This is a genomic window from Acinetobacter calcoaceticus (assembly GCF_016508255.1).
Classification (GTDB): Bacteria; Pseudomonadota; Gammaproteobacteria; order Pseudomonadales; family Moraxellaceae; genus Acinetobacter; species Acinetobacter calcoaceticus_E.
Genome location: NZ_JADVKT010000003.1, coordinates 228,637 through 248,785, shown reverse-complemented (window position 1 = coordinate 248,785; position 20,149 = coordinate 228,637). Strand labels below are relative to the sequence as shown.

General features: G+C 41.2%; 18 protein-coding genes. 3 read left to right on the top strand and 15 right to left on the bottom strand.

Going from position 1 to position 20,149, the window contains the following annotated elements; translation table 11 throughout:
* Nucleotides 1–19: 19 nt before the first annotated feature.
* The 10 genes from hisS to I5515_RS08760 form a co-directional block, all read right to left on the bottom strand.
* A complete protein-coding gene (gene hisS, locus I5515_RS08805; protein ID WP_199965886.1) occupies nt 20–1,312 on the bottom strand; it encodes a histidine--tRNA ligase in 1,293 nt (430 codons plus the stop codon).
* Nucleotides 1,309–2,424, bottom strand: a complete 1,116-nt coding sequence (ispG, locus tag I5515_RS08800; RefSeq protein ID WP_199965884.1) for a flavodoxin-dependent (E)-4-hydroxy-3-methylbut-2-enyl-diphosphate synthase — start codon at nt 2,422–2,424, stop codon at nt 1,309–1,311. The genes hisS and ispG overlap by 4 nt, the downstream gene beginning before the upstream one ends.
* A gap of 21 nt (nt 2,425–2,445) precedes the next feature.
* On the bottom strand, nt 2,446–3,237 hold the full coding sequence (locus I5515_RS08795; RefSeq protein WP_199965882.1) for a helix-turn-helix domain-containing protein: 792 nt from the start codon (nt 3,235–3,237) through the stop codon (nt 2,446–2,448).
* The gene (gene pilW / locus I5515_RS08790; protein ID WP_199965880.1) at nt 3,228–4,028 is read right to left on the bottom strand and encodes a type IV pilus biogenesis/stability protein PilW; all 801 of its coding nucleotides are present in this window, start codon (nt 4,026–4,028) and stop codon (nt 3,228–3,230) included. The genes I5515_RS08795 and pilW overlap by 10 nt, the downstream gene beginning before the upstream one ends.
* Nucleotides 4,029–4,042: 14 nt before the next feature.
* A complete protein-coding gene (gene rlmN / locus I5515_RS08785; RefSeq protein WP_199965878.1) occupies nt 4,043–5,278 on the bottom strand; it encodes a 23S rRNA (adenine(2503)-C(2))-methyltransferase RlmN in 1,236 nt (411 codons plus the stop codon).
* Nucleotides 5,279–5,401: 123 nt separating this feature from the next.
* Nucleotides 5,402–5,833: a nucleoside-diphosphate kinase gene (gene ndk / locus I5515_RS08780; RefSeq protein ID WP_003654870.1), complete on the bottom strand. Its 432-nt coding sequence runs from the start codon at nt 5,831–5,833 to the stop codon at nt 5,402–5,404.
* A gap of 113 nt (nt 5,834–5,946) precedes the next feature.
* Complete coding sequence (gene iscX, locus I5515_RS08775) at nt 5,947–6,147, bottom strand: Fe-S cluster assembly protein IscX (protein ID WP_199965877.1); 201 nt, start codon at nt 6,145–6,147, stop codon at nt 5,947–5,949.
* Between the two features lie 99 nt (nt 6,148–6,246).
* On the bottom strand, nt 6,247–6,798 hold the full coding sequence (locus I5515_RS08770) for a phosphatase PAP2 family protein (protein ID WP_227562668.1): 552 nt from the start codon (nt 6,796–6,798) through the stop codon (nt 6,247–6,249).
* 24 nt (nt 6,799–6,822) lie between these two features.
* A complete protein-coding gene (locus I5515_RS08765) occupies nt 6,823–8,112 on the bottom strand; it encodes a glycosyltransferase family 4 protein (RefSeq protein ID WP_199966073.1) in 1,290 nt (429 codons plus the stop codon).
* Nucleotides 8,113–8,251: 139 nt separating this feature from the next.
* A complete protein-coding gene (locus tag I5515_RS08760; RefSeq protein WP_199965875.1) occupies nt 8,252–10,435 on the bottom strand; it encodes a carboxy terminal-processing peptidase in 2,184 nt (727 codons plus the stop codon).
* A gap of 192 nt (nt 10,436–10,627) precedes the next feature.
* On the opposite strand from I5515_RS08760, the gene nagZ reads away from it, so the two are divergent.
* Nucleotides 10,628–11,647, top strand: coding sequence for a beta-N-acetylhexosaminidase (nagZ, locus tag I5515_RS08755; protein WP_199965873.1), 1,020 nt, complete (start codon nt 10,628–10,630; stop codon nt 11,645–11,647).
* An 80-nt stretch (nt 11,648–11,727) separates the two neighbouring features.
* A complete protein-coding gene (locus I5515_RS08750) occupies nt 11,728–12,570 on the top strand; it encodes a class I SAM-dependent methyltransferase (protein ID WP_199965871.1) in 843 nt (280 codons plus the stop codon).
* A gap of 56 nt (nt 12,571–12,626) precedes the next feature.
* Here I5515_RS08750 and I5515_RS08745 read toward each other — a convergent pair whose 3' ends face one another.
* Entirely contained in the window at nt 12,627–13,940 is a 1,314-nt protein-coding gene (locus I5515_RS08745; protein ID WP_199965868.1) for an alpha/beta fold hydrolase, read from the bottom strand.
* Between the two features lie 299 nt (nt 13,941–14,239).
* Between I5515_RS08745 and I5515_RS08740 the strand changes: the two genes are divergently transcribed.
* Nucleotides 14,240–15,505: a glutamate-5-semialdehyde dehydrogenase gene (locus I5515_RS08740; protein WP_199965866.1), complete on the top strand. Its 1,266-nt coding sequence runs from the start codon at nt 14,240–14,242 to the stop codon at nt 15,503–15,505.
* 123 nt (nt 15,506–15,628) lie between these two features.
* Here the strand turns inward: I5515_RS08740 and I5515_RS08735 are convergent, their stop codons facing one another.
* The 4 genes from I5515_RS08735 to eda all read right to left on the bottom strand — a co-directional run bounded on the left by I5515_RS08735 (nt 15,629) and on the right by eda (nt 20,123).
* Nucleotides 15,629–17,257, bottom strand: a complete 1,629-nt coding sequence (locus I5515_RS08735) for an NADP-dependent glyceraldehyde-3-phosphate dehydrogenase (protein WP_199965864.1) — start codon at nt 17,255–17,257, stop codon at nt 15,629–15,631.
* 160 nt (nt 17,258–17,417) lie between these two features.
* A complete protein-coding gene (locus I5515_RS08730; RefSeq protein ID WP_199965862.1) occupies nt 17,418–17,930 on the bottom strand; it encodes a gluconokinase in 513 nt (170 codons plus the stop codon).
* A gap of 17 nt (nt 17,931–17,947) precedes the next feature.
* Complete coding sequence (locus I5515_RS08725) at nt 17,948–19,306, bottom strand: gluconate:H+ symporter (protein WP_199965861.1); 1,359 nt, start codon at nt 19,304–19,306, stop codon at nt 17,948–17,950.
* A 187-nt stretch (nt 19,307–19,493) separates the two neighbouring features.
* The gene (gene eda / locus I5515_RS08720) at nt 19,494–20,123 is read right to left on the bottom strand and encodes a bifunctional 4-hydroxy-2-oxoglutarate aldolase/2-dehydro-3-deoxy-phosphogluconate aldolase (RefSeq protein ID WP_199965858.1); all 630 of its coding nucleotides are present in this window, start codon (nt 20,121–20,123) and stop codon (nt 19,494–19,496) included.
* Between the last annotated feature and the right edge of the window lie 26 nt (nt 20,124–20,149).

Genomic DNA, 20,149 nt, shown 5'->3' with positions numbered 1-20,149 from the left:
CTTTTCCAGATGTTTCAGTTTATTTTGTAAATTTTTGGATTAAAAATGGTACAAGGTCAGCAATTGCGACTTGTGACTGTTCAGCTGTTGCTAGCTCTTTTAGTGCAAGCTGCTGTGCATCCCACTCTCGTTCCCCTAAAATCAAAGCAAAGATTGCTCCAGCCTGATCAGCTTTTTTCATCTGGCTTTTCATGCTGCCTTGCGAACCTGTTTTGATTCGAATACTGCTATTTGCAGCTTCTAACTGGTCACGTAATTGTTCCGCTAAAATCAAAGCATTCGTTTGATAAGCAGGTTCTGCAACCAAGAAAACTTCACAATCACGAATGACTTCGGCCTGTTCAACCTGCTCAAGCAGAAGCAATAAACGCTCCATACCCATTGCAAAACCAACAGCTGGTATAGATTGATCTGGCTTACCTTTTAACTGGCCAACTAAACCGTCGTAACGTCCACCAGCACAGACTGTACCTTGTGAACCAAGTGCTGTTGTTGTCCATTCAAAAACAGTCTTGTTGTAATAATCCAGACCACGTACTAACTTCTGGTTAATTACAAACTGGATACCAGCAGCAGTCAAATAGTCTTGCAATTGTTGGAAGTGACTTAAACTATCTTCTTTTAAGAAATCATGCAATTTCGGCGCATTTTCCAAAATTTTCTGGGTAGACTCAATTTTAGAATCTAAAATACGTAATGGATTTGTTGTTAAGCGACGCTGAGAATCTTCATCCAAAGCTTCTTTATGCTCATTTAAAAAAGCAACTAATGCATTACGGTATTCTGTCCGCTCATCAGTTTCACCCAAAGTATTCAACTCAAGTTGAACCATGTGATCAACGCCCATACGTTTCCATAAGCGAGCTGTCAACATAATCAATTCAGCATCAATGTCAGGAGTCGCAACGCCGAAAGTTTCCACACCAAACTGATGGAACTGACGGTAACGCCCTTTTTGTGGTTTTTCATAACGGAACATAGGTCCCATATACCACACACGCGGTGTAGCACCGCGTAACAAGTTATGTTCAACCAAGGCGCGAACACAACCTGCTGTACCTTCCGGACGTAAGGTTAATGACTCTGGTGGGTTGCCTTTGTCAAAAAAGGTATACATTTCTTTTTCGACAATATCGGTAGCATCACCAATAGCACGTTTAAACAAGCCCGTTTGCTCAACGATCGGTAAACGAATTTGTTGATACCCATAAGCATCCATTAAAGATGCTAAATGTTGCTCAAGACGTCTCCACGCTACTGTTTGCGTTGGCAAGACATCATTAAAACCTTTGATTGCGACAATTGAACTCATGATGAACTACGAATAATTTCTTTAGATTTAGCTTCTTCAAGCTCTTGGACACGTTGACGAACCATTGTTTCGATTTCATCAACCAATTGATCGGTATCGATTAAATGGCTTTTCTCACCATTCCGATAAACCAATGAGCGAGGTGCGGCCCCCACAACCCCGATATCAGCTTCTTTTGCTTCACCCGGGCCATTTACCTTACAACCAATCACTGACACATCCATTGGAGTACGAATATCTTCTAAACGCTCTTCCAAAGCTTGCATCACTTGAATAACATTAAATTCTTGGCGAGAACAACTCGGGCAAGCAATAAAGTTAATCCCGTTAGAGCGAAGCCCTAGTGATTTTAAGATATCAAAACCAATCTTGATTTCATCTTCTGGTTCAGCAGCAAGCGAAATACGCATCGTATCGCCGATACCTTCCATCAACAAACCGCCAAGGGCAATCGCAGACTTCACAGTACCTGTACGGTAAATACCCGCTTCGGTTACGCCTAAATGTAATGGATTATCAATTTGTTTTGAGAGTAAACGATAAGCATCCATCGTTAAAAACACATTTGATGCTTTTACGCTGACTTTAAATTCATGAAAATTGAGTCGATCTAAAATATCAATATGGCGTAACGCAGACTCAAGCAGTGCTTCACCTGTAGGTTCGCCATATTTCTTTTGTAAATCTTTTTCTAGAGAACCACCATTAACGCCAATACGCATAGAAATACCATGATGGCGTGCAGCAGCAACGACTTCACGAACTTTCTGATCTGACCCGATATTACCCGGATTGATACGTAAACAGTCTGCACCATAATCTGCAACTGCTAAGGCAATTCTATGGTCAAAATGGATATCGGCAACTAAAGGTACTGAAACGCGCTTACGAATTGCGCCAAAAGCCTCAGCAGCCTCCATAGATGGGACCGAAACACGCATAATATCTGCACCTGCATCAACGCAACGCTCAATTTGAGCCACAGTTGCATCAACATCGCAAGTTTCAGTGTTTGTCATACTTTGCACACTAATAGGTGCATCGCCACCGACATACACCGACCCAACACGAATTTTACGTGTTGGTCGACGTTTAATTGGGTTCTCTATCATTGTATCGCTCAACTCATGGTATTAGCGGGATAAACGGAATTCAGCTTTACCGTTTACCGTATATGGAGACAATGAAATCTGTTCTTGGTTTAAACTTAATGACACAGCAGTTGCATCATCAAGACGAATCTGAAATGGAGACTCACCATTTAAGTTTAAAGTTGATGACTGACGACCTGTCGCCAAAACTTTACCTGTTGCATCAACAATATGAACAGAAGTTGGTCGGTTAAAGTTTAACACCAATTGATCGCCCTCTGTTGAGGTAGCATTTCCTTTCATAGGCAAAACTTCAACATTAGATTGATTTACTTTAGGTAAATCTACATCTTCTTTCTTTGAAGTCCATTTTTGAATACCCATGACAATCAATGACACAACAGCAATAACCACGATTGCAAGAAGTGCACGCTTCAACCATTTCTTATTACGATCACTATTAGAACCAGGCAATTTACCCATGATTTTAATCGGTGAGTTATTTAAAGCATGGTTCGGTAAAAGCCCGGTATCATTTGCATAAATCTCATCAAAGCGCTGAATAATTGCAGTCGCATCTGTATTTAGATATTTTGCATATGAACGGTAATAACCCTTAATAAAAGTCGCTTCTGGCAATGACTTATAATCATCTTGCTCTAAAGCAGTTAGAGTCTTAACTGGCATGTTTAAATCTGAAGAAACTTGCTCTAACTCTTTATTCTGAGAAACTCGAATTTGACGTAAATACTCACCAGGACGTTGAATATTTCCTAAAGCAGAAGTCGGTAAGCTTGAGCCAGTTGGCTGCTGTGAATTAGGATTTATTTCCATACGGCCTCAGTACTATACTGTAATTGCAAATAACGTTGATATTCTGGACTTTCCGGGAACAAGGCACGTAACTGGTTTACTAACGCTTGCATTCCCATTTTATCCGCATTGGCTCGAGCCACTCTTGCACCAATCCAAAGTGCTCTTGCACCCTGATTTTTCTGCCCCACTGTACGAACATATTGTTCATACATTTGTGTAGCAGCCGGAATCTGCTGCTGCAAATAAAAAATTTCCGCTAACTCTAACATTGAAATATAAGAGTCGCGGTTAGCAAGGAGTGCTTGTTTGAATGTTTTTTCAGCATTCGCAACATCACCCAACTTTAAATAAATACGCCCCAGATTTTCTAACGCCTGATAGCGCTGGTCATAGCCTAATGTTGCGCCAGCAATGCGAAATTGCTCAATCGCATCCTTATAACGTTCCATTTGGTATAAATAAGTACCATAGTTATTATGTGCTTGAGCATTATCTGGTTCAGATGAAATTGCTCGTTTAAAATAATGTTCTGCTTTTTCTAAGTTCGGCTTACTACCCTCTTGCTGTAGTAAAATGCCCATCATCATATTTGCTGTTGCATCACGACTATCTACACTTAAAGCTTGATCTAGGGCACGTTTAGCTGAATCCAAATCACCTGAACGGATATGTTCAGCAGCAAGTTGTGTACGCACCTTTACCGCTTTTGCTGGGTCTTTTTTTTGCACCTGCGTTGTCTGGCAACCACTTGCCAGCATTGCAAATGCAACCCCCATACATAATACCGTTTTTAACTTTGGAGTGCTCAAAGCCTGCCCTCAATTTATCCTTGTGTACGCAAAATCTCTTGACGCTGTGTAACTTTTTTCTGCCACTGTTCAGCACGGCGGGTTCTATCAGCTACCTGACCCACTAACTGTCCACATGCAGCATCAATATCATCACCACGTGTTTGACGAATCGTACACACAAATCCAGCATCAGACAAAGTTTTTTGGAACGAGATAATACGATTTCGGCTTGAGCGGCCATATGGCGCATGCGGGAACGGGTTAAAGGGGATCAAGTTAATTTTACTTGGTAAGTTTTTTAATAATTTAATCATTTGCTGTGCATGGTCAGGATGATCATTTACACCCTCTAACATCACATATTCAATAGTCACATGTTTACGCGTACTTTCATTACCATCTTTGGCAATATAACGCTGACATGCTGCAATCAACTGAGCCAATGGATATTTTTTATTAATTGGCACTAATTCGTTACGTAGTTCATCATTTGGCGCATGTAAAGAAATTGCTAAAGCGACATCGATGTCTTTTGCAAGTTGGTCAATTTTCGGTACAACACCTGATGTTGATAAAGTCACACGGCGCTTAGACATGCCATAAGCAAAGTCATCAAGCATAATCCGCATTGAGCTTAATACGGCATCATAGTTGAGCAACGGCTCACCCATACCCATCATCACGACATTGGTCACTGAACGCTCGCGTTCTGCAACAGGCACTTCTTCCATATAAGAATAGTTTGCCATCCAGAGCTGTCCAATGATTTCATCTGGCGTTAAATCACGTTGGAAACCTTGTTTGCCTGTTGAACAAAATGAGCAGTCCAATGCACAACCTACTTGTGACGAAATACACAAAGTTTTGCGCAAGCCTGTTTTATCTTCAGCAGGAATTAATACAGTTTCAACCAAAGAACCTGCACCATCGCCAACACGAAAAACCCACTTACGTGTACCGTCTTTTGAATAGTGGCGGTGAACAACCTCAGGAGCCTTAACTTCACAAATCTGTTCAAGCTTCGCACGTAATTTGCCTGAAATATTGGTCATTTCAGCAAAATCAGTAATGAAGTATTGATGTATCCATTTCATGACTTGTCCGGCACGAAACTTTTTTTCGCCAATATCTTCAAAGAATTTTTCTAATTCAGGACGAGACATGCCGAGTAAATTCACTTTATTTTCGGCAGCAGGCATTACCAGCGTGGACGAAGATTGCTGCTGTCCATCAAGATTTTCAGATGAAACGACCTCTGCAGAACTCATGTGTATTTACCTAAACCATGTCAAAAAACTGAAGATATTGTTCAAGAATCAAACAATATTCTCTTGAGAGAATAAAAAAACCAGATAAGTAGTATACCACTTATCTGGTTTGAATGCTTTCGATTAACGAGTGCGTGGGCAGATCTCGTTGTCAGCAAAGAAGTAAGCAATTTCACGCTCTGCAGAAGCAACTGAGTCAGAACCGTGAGCAGCATTTTCGTCGATGCTTACAGCAAAGTCAGCACGGATCGTACCAGGAGCTGCTTCTTTAGGGTTTGTAGCACCTAAAATTTCACGGTGTGCAAGAACTGCATTTTCGCCTTCAAGAACAGATACTACAACTGGACCAGAAGTCATGAATGCAACTAAGTCACCAAAGAAACCACGTTCTTTATGCTCAGCATAGAAACCTTCAGCATCTGCTTGAGAAAGGTGTTTCATTTTAGTCGCAACAATTTTTAAACCCGCTTTTTCAAAACGAGCAAAAATATCACCGATGTGGTTTTTAGACACTGCATCAGGTTTTACGATAGACAAAGTACGTTCAATAGCCATGAGTGGCTCCTTTATTTTAAGATTTAAACTTTAAAAAATTTGCCGCATTATACCGATGTCATAGGCAATAATCAGCTTTGAATGTGTAAAAGTTGCGATTTTTTCTACTGTTTTTAGCGAACTTCGTCTATCCAAGCCATTTGGATGCCTTCTAGCAATCCTTCTGTTGACTTATTTGGGTCATCACTAAACTCTGGTAAAGCACATACCCATGCGTGTAAATCGGTAAAACGAATCCATTGCGGATCAACTTCTGGATGTGCTTCTGACAATTCAATGGCTATATCAAGCGTATCTGTCCAACGTAAGCCCATAGCGGCTCCTATCTGTTTAATCTGCTAAATCACGAAGTGTGTACTTTAGCAAATCCACAAACGTAATCGATAGTTTAAGCTGATAAAAATTATCAATGCCTATAAAACAATGTTCAAAAGTGGAGCTACAAAAATAATTATGCTTGCTACTGCCGCACCAATGAGTGCCCCTACAATCACATCACTTGGGTAGTGAAGGCCAAGCACCATACGAGACAATGCAACAAGCACCATAAAAGGTAACATTGCCGCGAGCAGAGCTGGCTGGATATAACCCAAGACAATCGTGACCATTACTGCATGAAGTGTATGTCCAGACGGAAAACTAAAATGATCAAGAGGTCTTTCTCCAAGCACAATCACTTGATGCACCTGATAAGGACGAGGTCGTGTTGTTTTATGCTTTAAGAATTTATAGATTGCTGTGCCAACAGAACCACCTAATAACAAGTAAATGATTTGCAGGCTATAGGTGATGCCGTGCATCCCCCACACGATTGCCAGCATTAGATACCAAAATGGGCCATCACCAACACGACTGATGATTTTGAAAAAAAGAGCAACACGTTGTGAGTGAGAGAAATTATTAAGATATAAACATCCTCTCAAGTCTAAATCGAGTATTTTTATTTTTGCATTCTTAAGTTTCATGGTTATTCTCCTATTTTAGGATACTTAGGTGAAGTCCACCGAGGACGCCCTCACCACCTGATAAAATGCCTGTTCCAATTGCTGAACTGGCAGTTGCCAGCCGCTTTGCTGTACTTTATGACAGGCTTGTACGCCCATTTCTCTAAGTTGTTGTACTGAAGGAAGCTGATAAATTTGTTGTATAAAGTGGTTTTTTTGTCCTAGAGGGCTTAACCAGCCATTCACATCATGTGTTAAATATTGATGTGCACATGCATAATCATACGCGATAACTGGTAAACCGCTTGCCATAGCCTCTAAAACTACGTTACCAAACGTTTCAACCTGACTTGCAAATACAAATACATCTGCACTCGCATACGCAACTGCCAAATCCTGGCCTCTCAGACTTCCAGTAAAGATAATGCCCTTCGCTTCAGGTAATGACTTTAAGCGGGCAAAATCAGGACCATCTCCCACAATAACCAGTTTAGTTTTATGTGGCTGAACAGTTTGCAAGTTGGCATAGCTTTCAATAAGTACTTGCACTTCTTTTTCTGGAGACAGACGTCCCACATAGAGCATGACGCGAGTATTCTCATCGGCATCCCATTGCTTTCGCAAATTTTCAGAGCGATGTTTTGGCGAAAATCTTGTCGTATCTACGCCGCGCCCAACCACCACCAGCGGGCAAGTAATACCAAAACCACGTAATGCTTCTTGTGTATCTTTACTTGGCACACAGGTCACTTGAGTATTGTTGTGAAACCAGCAAAGGTATTTTTGAATCGGTTTTACTAAGAAAGCCAAATCGAAGAATCGGCTAAAATCTTGAAAGGGTGAATGAAAGCCGCTAGAAACCGGAATAGCTTTTGCCTTTGCAGCCTGCATGGCAGTTAAACCTAAAGGCCCTTCAGTCACAATGTGAACTACATCTGGCACAAATTTTTCAAAAGCTTTCGATACTTTTAAATATTGTGGCCACCCAAACTGTAATGTTGGATACTTCGGAATAGCCTGCGACATCACCAGACATTCTTGCTCTGGCGTAAAGTCATCGCATTTTGCCTTTTGTTCAGGGCGAATCAGTAAAATCTTATGCCCCTGTTTTTGTAAACCTTGGCATAGTTGCAATAATGAAAGTGCCACACCATTAATCTCAGGTGGCCATGTCTCGGTAACAATCGCAATTTTTAAACGTGGGCGGACCAAATCATGCAATGAATGCGTATGAGATAGCTGCTGCTTTTGTTTAAAAAAGAATTGGAAGCTTTCAGGAGGTTGCTGTTGTTTTAATAGTGCTGTCGCGTATGAGCTTTGCATAGCGCCATCCATCAATGTATTTATTTTCATGCTTAAAGATTAAGCAATTTTTTTGACAATTTGATGATAAATGCATGACAGTTTACTGACATAAAAAATAAAAAAGCACACTGATAACAGCATGCTTTTTTACTTAAAAACTTAATAAGGCTTAGCGATTTTGCAATTTTGCATAGTCCATAAGTACATTTGCGGCTTCATTCACAAACGTTTCTTCTTCTGGTAACGCAGGACGCTGATTAGCTTTCATTTTGGCACGAGATTCAGCTAGAGCATCTAATGAAGCTTGGTAGCTTTCCCAGTTTGCAAAAGGTTTTTGCCCCGTTGCTGCACGGCGTTCATTTTCAGCATCTAAAGTTTGCTTTTCTAAACTAAGAAGCTCAGCACGACGCTTATCAATATCAAGTACAACTTGCTTCTGGTCACTCGTAGCCTTGGCAATCGCTGTACGTTTATTTAAGTACTTAAACTGAGGATCGACAGTAACACGTTGCTCCGAAGACTGAGATAACTTCGCAACATAAGGTTGAACAGAACCTTCTCGTTTAAATGGCGCAGTAGGAATTGTGTCCCATTTCAACGCATTCTTCGATTTGCGCTCACCAAACTCTTCGTTATAGATATCGACGAGTTTAATGTCTGGCACAACACCTTTGTTTTGTGTACTGCCGCCCGTAATACGGTAAAACTTACGCTGAGTTAAAGTCGCCTGACCATGTGCGAGAGTATCAAGTTGTACCTGAGCTGTACCTTTACCAGTTGTTGTACTACCAATAATAATACCGCGCTCATAGTCTTGAATTGCAGCAGAGTAAATTTCACTTGCAGATGCAGATGCCAAATTCACTAATACAGCAAGTGGACCTGTGTAAAGTTGCTGACCACCATCGTTATCTTCAAAAACGCTTACGTTGCCATTGCCATCACGAATTTGCACAACCGGACCAGACTTAATGACCTGACCAAGCATACGTGCAACTTCTTCTAATGAACCACCTGGGTCATTACGCAAGTCAATAATAATACCTTCTACTTTCTTCGCTTTTAATGCTTCAAAAGCATTTGCAGTATCTTCAGAAACTGAACGGTATTGTTGGCCCGCACGACGTGAACGATAGTCAAAATAGAATGATGGAATTTCAATTACGCCTAACAGATGCTTTTTACCATCACGGCTAACTTCAACTGTACGTGAACGAACACCAGCATCTTCTTCTTGAATCACATCACGCACTAACGTCACATTACGCGCCTGACTCATTGATGCACCAGCACCAAGAAGTTTTAAAGTTACTTTCGTTCCGCGTTTACCACGAATGAGGCCGACAATTTCAGAACTTGACCAGCCAACCACATCAATCATTTTCTCGCCTTCTTGGGCGACACCAACAATTCGATCTCCGGATTTCACTTGACCAGACTTACTTGCTGGACCACCTTCTACAATGGTTTCAATCTTGGTGTAATCTTCATTGCCACGCTCTGGACGAATCGATACACCAATACCTTCTAATTGCAAGGTTGTTTGGCGATTAAGTTCTATCGCATCAATTGGCGGGTAATAGTTACTATGTGGATCATAGGTCGCCAACATCGCATTTAATGTTTTTTCCAACACGTCATCGCTTTTCACACGACTAATTCTTTCAAGCTGACGTGTATAACGTTTCGTTAAAGTCTGTGCTGGCGTTAAATCTTCTGGACCAGTTAAGTCTTGACCATCAGCAAGTGAAGGATTTTCTTTTAGTGCTTTTTGTTTCGCCTGCTCTTCTTCACGGCTAATGGTTAAGTTGATTAACTGCGAAACCAACATTTTACGCCAATGATTTTGTTGCTCAGCCGTCGTTTTAAAATACGGTGCTTTTTCACGATCAACTTCAATATAACTATTTGGCTGTTTTAAATTTTGCTGTTGCTTCAACTCAGTCAACATGAACTCATAAAATTGTTTTAAGCGTTCACGATATTGCTGATGAATAGCAAATGGGCCTGTTAAATTCCCCGCCTTTAATGAAGCACCGAAATTTGAACCGTATAGTTTTTTATAGTTTTGAACTTCAGCGTCTAAAAATAGTGAGTGATCCGGATCCAGACTATCTAAATACATACCGAGAATACGATTTGATGTCGTTGCATCCAGACGCATGTTTAAATAATGTTGGCGGTCAACTAAAGTTGCCAGTTGGCGGGCCACCAAAGCCTGCTCTTGCGTTGGCTGGATCGATTGAGAAACCACAGCAGTATTGGTTGCTGCTCTCGCTTCATTCATCGTATGAGAGAAGAATAAACCGCCAGTCGCGATCGCTACTGCACAAGCTATAGTTTGAAGTTTCATAAATTTTTAATACTTCCTTGGGTATCCCTATCTTACACGCTCTGTTTTCGATATGAACTAAGCAGATTCAAAATCTTAACCAACTAAATTGTTTATACCGTGTAGTTTTATCATATTCTGTACTGACAAAATGTAGCAAAACATTGCAAAATTCGCTTATTGTTTTTCAATCAAAATTCAAATGGAACCAATATGATTGGCGCATTGATGCTGGATATCGCCGGCACAGAACTTACTCTAGAAGATATTGAACTATTACGCGCTCCGCAAGTCGGTGGCATGATTTTATTTGCACGAAATATTGAATCTCCACAACAAGTCCGTGCTTTAACGGACCATATGCGTCAAATTCGTCCAGATATTTTAATTGCCGTCGATCAGGAAGGTGGTCGAGTTCAACGCCTCAGATCAGGTTTTACCTTATTACCAGCCATGGGGCGTTTTGGTGAACTCTATATCACCCAACCTCAAAAAGCGCTTGAACTAGCTGAACAGTGTGGTTGGTTAATGGCAACCGAAGTCCTTGCTGTAGGTATCGATTTTAGTTTTGCACCAGTTTTAGACCTCAATGCAATTAGTGATGTGATTGGTGATCGTGGCTTCTCTAAAAATATTGAAGATATTGCCCCACTTGCTGGCGCGTTTATGCAAGGCATGAAAAAAGCTGGAATGGCAAACACAGGCAAACACTTCCCCGGTCACGGTTCGGTAAAAGCAGACTCTCATGTGGCAGCAGCAATTGATAGCCGTAGCTATGACGAAATCTACAATCATGACATGCAAAGCTTTATTAAGTTAATGCCACAACTTGATGCGCTTATGCCTGCACATGTGATTTATGATCAGATTGACCCAAATCCAGCGGGCTTCTCACCTTTCTGGATTCAGGAAGTGTTACGCAAGCGTTTGAAGTTTGATGGTGTACTTTTCTCTGATGACTTGAGCATGCAAGCCGCTTGTGTAGCAGGTGGTGCAGATGCGCGTATTCAGGCTGCGCTTTCTGCGGGTTGTGATATGGGGCTTGTGTGTAATGACCGTAATGCAGCATGCACAGCACTAGAAGGTATCGAAAAACTTGCTCTGCCAAACCAAGAACGTTTAGAACGCATGCGTGGTCAAATTCCACAAGTTCAGATTGGTGAAACCTTATCGCTAGGAGATGAGTGGCAAGCTGTCAAAACAGCCATTGAAGAGTTTAAAAATTCGATTTAAATTGAGTTAAACCTATATTTGACTGATGGTCTCGATCATCAGTCAAACCATACAAAAACAATAAATCGAGCTCAGGACGAATGACACAACAACTTTCTAAACATCGCCACATCTCTTTTACGGCACATTATACTGGCTATATTTGGTATCAAATGGGGATCTCTCATGAAGCCCTTGCCACAAAGAAAGGAAAATCACTGGCGTATCTGGTTCACCCTGTAGAATCTTGGGCAGAGAAATACGTGGGTGGTAGTATGCGAACCACACTCAAACAACGCCATACCATGCTTGACCATCAATTAGAACAACTCATTCAAGAAAATCCCAACTTACAAGTCCTTGAAATAGCATGCGGGTTGTCGCCACGCGGCTGGTGGTTTAGGCAGCACTACCCTTCAATTAGCTATCGGGAACTTGATTTGCCTGATATGGCTCAAACCAAGCAAAATGCGCTCCAGCAAATTGAACAAAATGCACCTGAAATTTTATCAGTTGATTTATTTACCGAAGCCTTTGCACAAGCATTTGAGGTATTTGACCTGAACCGTCCATTGGTTGTGATTAGTGAAGGTTTAATTAACTATTTTGATAAAGATTTATTAAAACAACTGATTCAATCGATTGCTCACTATGGCACTTCTTTTAAAAAGCTTCACTATTTAACAGATCTATACCCTGAACCTGTTAAAAATAAACTTGCGAGTATTATCTGGAACAGCAGTAAATTACTTAAATTAATGTCTCGAAGCTCGTTTAGTTTTCATTTCAAAAGCCCCGAAGAAGTTAAGGACTTTTTTAAAGACACAGAGTTTCAGCAGGTGAGCGTGGAGCAACCTCAAATATTCTTTGGACAAGTTCCCCCTGAAGCTCAAGAACAACATTTAGGTGATTTAGTCTGGATCATTCACGCGCAAATAAAATAATAAAGATAAAAAAATGGAAGCTCGAAATAAACGAGCTTCCATCTATAAACATTTCACTAAACAGTTTGTTTTTGACGAGCAATAAAACGGCTTAAACGATCAGCAAGTTCGAAACTACCATGTTTAAATAAAGCTCGAATACCTTGCTCTGTACTTTCAAAAATTAAGCACTCAATTGCAAAAGTACCTTCTTCATCTTCTAAATGTAGTGCCAAATCACGTGGATGATCGTTCACAAAATCAAGCTGCGAAACATCATCCATTTTTAAATACATACCAAAGAATGTGACATCAACAATCGTTACAGGCACCTGTACATCAAACTCTCGGTGAGTAAGTTGAGTTTTTGGCTGCAAAACCCGAACTCGCTCTTCCCCTCGCCGTTCCATCTTTTGCATTTGTTCACGTGTCATGGGAATAATACCATCCAGATTTTGAATGGATTCCCCTTTCAAAAATGAAGTGAACAAACTCATGGTTTCTTTTCGGCGCTGCAACTGAGGTACATGATCTGCATTTGCGATCAGTGCAAACTCCATGTTTGGACATTGCAACGCAAAGTTCGCATTTTCATGAGGCAGAGTAAAACTATCGTACTGCCCTGCTGCAACCAGCGTTTTACAATGCGGAATAGGTACATCAGTTAAACGCAAAAGACGATTACAGTTAATTTCATAACGTTCTCGCTCTGTCCCCGTAAACTCAGCCATTTGCCTAAAAAATAATTTTTTAGCTGTAGGTGACATGCGGGTTTTATCTAGTTTTGCATGATTAACTAAATATAAAATTACAGCTTGCCCAAACTCTTCCATGCGGTTTTCTTGCATGAGCTTGAGCGATTCTTCCAAAATCATTCGCCAACTTTTTCGAGTCTTTTGCATAACCCCCATCAAAATCATGCGATCCATTAATTCTGGACGATGATAAGCAAAACAAGAGGCTATCACCGACCCCAAAGACATTCCCATAACAGAAACTTTTGGTAGTCCAACAATATCTAACCAGCGTCCCAACATTTTAGATAAATCAGGCAACTCTAAAATACCCGCAGATACACCAGTATCCCGATTAGTAATTTGCTGATTTGCACCCATAGAAGGCAAATCAACTAAAATGACCGGACCACTTTCGAATAATTGTTCAACACAATATTTATAAGAATTAAAATTCTGGAAAGCGCCGCCCACAATTACAATTGGCGTATTGTGAATCGTTTTTGGATCGGCAATTGCCATATATTCAATTTTCCAGCCGTCAATCCATGTTGTACGAGCAGGTTGTTTAAAACTATCTCTATGGTAGATATCGAAAAAGCCAAAACCGGCATAAGCTTGGTTGATCTCCGAATCCATTTGAATAATGGAATTCATATCCTTGCTTCCTCCTTGCTGTAATTTTTTTATGCTGCAAGAGTTCCTTCTTGAACACGTAATCTTTTATGCACAAATCTTTAAAATTTGTATTAGTTTGTATTGCACAATAACATTCTAAACAATTGTCTGAAATATACGCAATCGCTCAAATGACCGCTCATCTTGTTTAAGTCGCTAATAGTTTGCAAAATATTTAAATGTTTTTTTATGGCGGTCACATTTTTCAAAAAAAGCCATTCATTGTTCCGCATTTGACTGCTACTATCTTAGTCATTGGTAAATGATTAAAAAATGCTATGCAAGATTCAATTGAACAATATATGCAAAAAGTCGGGCAACAAGCACGTCAGGCATCTCGTGTCCTAACAAGTGCTTCTACCTCACTAAAAAACCATGCACTCTCTGCTATTTATACTGCTTTAGAAAATAATCAGGCAGAAATCTTGGCAGCGAATCAACTCGACATGGATAAAGGTCGTAGCAATCAGCTCGACAGCGCATTGCTTGATCGTCTTGAACTTACGCCCGCACGTTTTAAAGGAATGTTGCAAGGTCTAAAGGATGTGATCGCACTTGTCGACCCAATTGGGGAAATTACAGATCTTGCATACCGCCCTACAGGCATTCAAATTGGTAAAATGCGTGTACCTCTAGGTGTCGTTGGGATGATTTACGAATCACGTCCAAACGTAACACTTGAAGCTGCATCTTTAGCGATTAAATCTGGCAATGCTATTATTTTACGTGGTGGTTCAGAGGCACTTGAGTCAAATAAAGCAATTGCTGAAGCCATTAAACACGGCTTAAAAGTTGCTGGTTTACCTGAACATTCAGTACAAGTGATTGAAACTTCTGACCGTGCGGCAGTTGGCCATCTCATTACTATGGCTGAATATGTGGATGTGATTGTTCCACGTGGTGGCAAAAGCTTAATTGAACGCGTAACCAATGAAGCGCGCATTCCTGTCATTAAGCATCTTGATGGTAACTGCCATGTTTTTGTTGAAGCGCAGGCAGACTTGCAAAAAGCCTTACCAATTACTTTAAATGCCAAAACTCACCGTTACGGTGTTTGTAATGCGATGGAAACTCTGCTCGTTGATGAAAAAATTGCAGAGGTTTTCTTACCACGCATTGCCGAGCTTTATGCAGAGAAGCAAGTTGAGCTTCGTGGCTGTCCAGAAACACGCCGTATTTTGGGTGCATCTGTAAAACCTGCGACAGAAGAAGACTGGTATACCGAATATTTAGGGCCAATTCTTGCAGTTAAAGTTGTTAGTGGTATTGATGAAGCAATTGATCATATCAACAAGTATGGTTCACATCACACCGATGCAATCGTAACTGAAAACTACACTTTGGCACGTCAATTCTTAGCTCGCGTAGATTCAAGCTCAGTTGTGATTAATGCTTCAACTCGTTTTGCTGATGGCTTTGAATATGGCTTAGGTGCAGAAATTGGTATCTCTACCGATAAAATTCATGCTCGTGGTCCAGTTGGTTTAGAAGGTTTAACTTCTCAAAAATGGATTGTGTTAGGTGACGGTCAGATTCGCCAGTAATCGATTTAATATTTAAAAAAATGCCTGATTCATATCAGGCGTTTTTATTTATTTTATTATTCAAATTCTTACAATCATTAAAAAACCAGCCCAAAGGCTGGTTTTTTAATGATTGTATATTACTTAGAAAATAAAGTCGGTATTCACAAATTTAGAGTAGTGCTCAGACACCATAGAGGCCAGCATACCTTTGCTATCATCAGTCTGTTTAGCAGCAATCATTGAACGGATCGAGAATGCACGTAGCGCATCATGCACAGACAGTGTACCTTCCGCAGAATCTTTACGACCACCGAATGGGAACACATCAGGACCGCGCTGACATTGACAGTTGATGTTCACACGACAAACCTGATGCACAAGTGTATCGACCAAATGACCAATTTGCTCAGGGTCACTACCAAAAATACTCACCTGCTGACCATGATCAGAAGTCGTAACATATTCCAGCACAGTTTCAATGTCATCATAAACAGAGACAGGCACCACTGGACCAAACTGTTCTTCGCGATACAGTCTCATACCCTCTGTCACCGGATAAACTACGGCTGGATAGAACATGGTTTTGCAAAATTCGCCACCTTCTGGATTAACCACTTTGGCCCCTTTAGACACGGCATCTTCAATGACTTCAGTCATATAAGCTGTACGGTGCATACCTGGCAATGGAGTAATGAATACACCTTTTTCCCACGGCATACCCACTTTCAATTTGGCCAGTTCCGTTGTTAATCGATTAACAAACTCATCAGCTATCGAGCGATGTACCATCAGCATTTTGAGCGCGGTACAACGCTGACCATTAAACGACAATGCACCCAACAAACATTCTTTCACTGTCAGATCCAAATCGGCATCTGGCAGAATAATGGCTGCGTTCTTCGCATCCAGTCCCAAAATTGCACGCAGACGGTGAGATTTAGGATGTTGTTTTTTCAAATGATCGGCTACTTTGCTAGAACCAATCAGCGCCAATACATTGATTTTTCCAGATGCTAACAGATGTGGCACCACCAATGAACCTGGCGCATAGATGGTATTGATCACACCTTTCGGGAATGATTCACGGAATGCTTCCAGCAATGGTTCAAACAACAAGGTACCAAATTGAGGTGGTTTGAAGATGATCGTGTTGCCCATCAACATGGCCGGAATCAGAGTAGCAAAGGTTTCATTCAGTGGGTAGTTGTATGGCCCCATACACAACACTACGCCCAACGGGGTACGACGGATTTGACCAATGGTACCTTCAGCAATTACAAAGCGAGAGTTGGCATTATCCAAGTCTTTCAGAGCATCAATTGTTTGACGCATATAGGTCACAGTCCGATCAAACTCTTTCTCAGAGTCAGCCAAGCTCTTTCCAATTTCCCACATGATCAGTTTAACAATGAGATCGCGCTGCTCCACCATACGCTGAATGAAGTTCTGCATACAGGCGATGCGCTCACCAACTTTCATCATTGGCCATTCACCACGGCCATTGTTGTAGGCCCGTACTGCTGCTTCTAGCGCTTCGTCGCTTTCTTTCTCACCCATGATTGGATAACTGCCAAGCTCAACTTGCTGCAAGCTACCATCAGTCTGCTGAATCCAGATTGGGGACAATGTTTTCCTAGTTGCACCAGCCCATAACTTCAGCTCACCATCCACTAACGAGACACGCTGATGAATCTGTGATGGCAGACGCACGCTCTCAGGAATACCGTCTATTACTGGAAATTTCTGCTGCAAATTATTTGAATAACTCATTGTTCTTATCTCCGGTTATTTATAATTTATGTATTTATATATTTGAAGCTAGCCCGTTGTGGTCGGGCTTTTTTGTAAATACCAGTACCAATACCGGTATTCACTTTTCTTGATTTATAAGCCATCAAGGCTTTGTTTGTATATTTGTTTCTACCCGAGATTAACCGCGACACACACTGTCAGTTACCCCTAGTTTCTGCATGACCTCCACAACTATTTGTTCAGGTGTCAATGCGATATCAATCGTAATTGCCTCATGAACATCAGGTTCTTCTAAAGTATCAAGTTGAGTCTGCAATAATGATGGGTCAAAGAAATGACCTGCTCGCTCAGCAAGACGTTGCTGCAACAGATCATATGAACCTTTTAAATAGACAAACTGCACGTTTTGGTCATGACCACGTAAAATATCGCGGTAGACTCGCTTTAGTGAAGAGCAAGTAAATACAGCGGTTTCACCTGCTTGTTGTTTCTCTTCAATTGCCTTACGAATAGCTTGCAACCAAGGCATGCGGTCTTCATCATTTAAGGGAATACCCTGACTCATCTTGCTTTTATTCGCAGCCGAATGCAGTGTATCTCCATCGAGAAATTCACAAGCTAGCTGCTCTGATAGCAACTCGCCAATTAGTGTTTTGCCTGTTCCACAGACACCCATTGCAATCACGATCATGGATTACTTACCTCTAATTATAAAATAGTGCTAAGAAGTAGCGTGAAAGATAAACCCAACACCGAAATAATGGTTTCTAACACCGACCAAGTTTTGAGTGTCTGTCCTACTGTCATACCGAAATATTCTTTGATTAACCAGAAACCCGCATCATTTACATGTGAGAAAACTAATGAACCAGAACCTGTGGCGAGTACTAAAAGCTCAGGTCTAACAGCGACACCTGCTGTAGCCGCAATGGGAGCAACAATACTACAAGCAGTGGCCATAGCGACCGTTGCAGAACCTGTGGCCAAACGAATGAGAGCGGCTACCAACCAACCCAACAATAACGGCGATAAATTTGCCTTCAATGCTGTAGATACGATTTCATTAGAAATACCGCTATCACGCAAAATACCTCCAAAACCACCACCAGCACCGACAATCAACATGATTCCGGCAATAGAAGCTAAACAACCACCACAGAACTTTTCGATTTGCTCACGGTTAAAGCCCTGCATCGTACCAAAGGTAATAAAGCTAACCAGTACTGCAATGAGCAAGGCAATATCAGAAGTACCAATGAAACGTAGTAAGTCATTCGGGAAAGTTTTAGGTGCAAAGAAAAGATCTGCCCAACTTCCGACTAACATCAATACTACAGGCAACATAATGGTGAATAATGTAATCCCAAAGCTTGGTAGCTCACGGGTTCTATTCGTATCTGCTTCAATAAACTGTTTTGCTAACGGGTTATTTTCAGGCAATTTGACATATTTATTGATCCAGAGCGCATACAACGGCCCTGCGACAATCGCAGTTGGTACCCCGACTAACAAGCTATAGGCAATCGTTTTACCAATATCAGCATGATATGCTTGTACTGCTAACAACGCCGCTGGATGTGGAGGAATCAAACCATGCACAACAGACAACCCTGCAACCATAGGCAAACCCACGACTAACAATGATTTACCTGTTTGCTTGGCAATGTTAAAAGCAATTGGAATAAGGAGTACGAAGCCCACTTCAAAAAATACGGGCAGTCCCACAATAAGGGCAATAAACATCATGGCCCAATGAATATTTTTCTCACCAAACCATTTAATTAAAGTAATGGCTATTCGCTCTGCACCGCCCGACTCGGCCATCATTTTGCCAAGCATTGTTCCCAGTGCGATCACAATAGCAAGGTGACCCAAAGTTTTACCGGTACCGGCTTCATATGATTTAACGATATCGCCCATTGGCATGCCAACTGCTAGGGCTAAACCAAGTGAGACAATAATAAGAACCAGAAATGGATAAATTCTGAATTTCGCAATCATGACAACTAAAGCAATAATCGCGATTACAGTATAGATAAGCAACATGCCACCCTGAACGGTCTCCATGTGACATTTCTCCTTGGAGTAACTATCTGGGCACCAAGCCCAAACAAAGGTCTTCAACCAGGATAATTCCTACTGTTGAGACACTAATTTTTTATATTTAGGTATGACCAGCATCACTACTGGCCATATCGACATAAGCTCTGAAGCACGTCAAACGCACTTCATTTTTTATAAATATTTACTACATTTAAACCGCTCTCAACTGACTAGCCAATTGTGCCAAGCGAGTAATTTCAGCCCAATCTTGTGAGTTCACAGCAGATTTTGGCGTTAACCATGATCCACCCACACATACCACATTTGGTTGCTTTAAAAATTCCGGTGCTGTCTCTGCCGTAATTCCACCTGTAGGGCAAAAACGTAGGTTTGGAAATGGGCCGTAGAATGCTTTTAGCATCTCGACACCACCCGCTTGCTGAGCCGGAAAGAACTTCACAATTTCATAGCCTAATTCAATAGCTTGAATCAGATCACTTGGTGTCATCACACCCGGTAAAAGTGGCAAACCTGCATCTTGCGCAGCCAAATGTAAATCTTTAGTCAAACCCGGTGATACACCAAATTGGGCGCCAGCTTTTTTGGCTTGGGCACAATGTTCTGGTTTGGTAATCGTACCTACCCCAACCACAATGTCATCTGCCAGTTGACTCGCACGCTCAATAGCGGCAAGACCAGCAGCGGTACGTAAAGTAATTTCAAGTACCTTTACACCACCAGTGTGCAAAGCACGTGATACATGTTCACCTTGTTCAGCAGAATCAAATGCCAATACCGGAATCACTGGTCCTAATTGAACAACATCTTCAATCTTAATCATTACTTTTCTATTCCTATTATTATTAA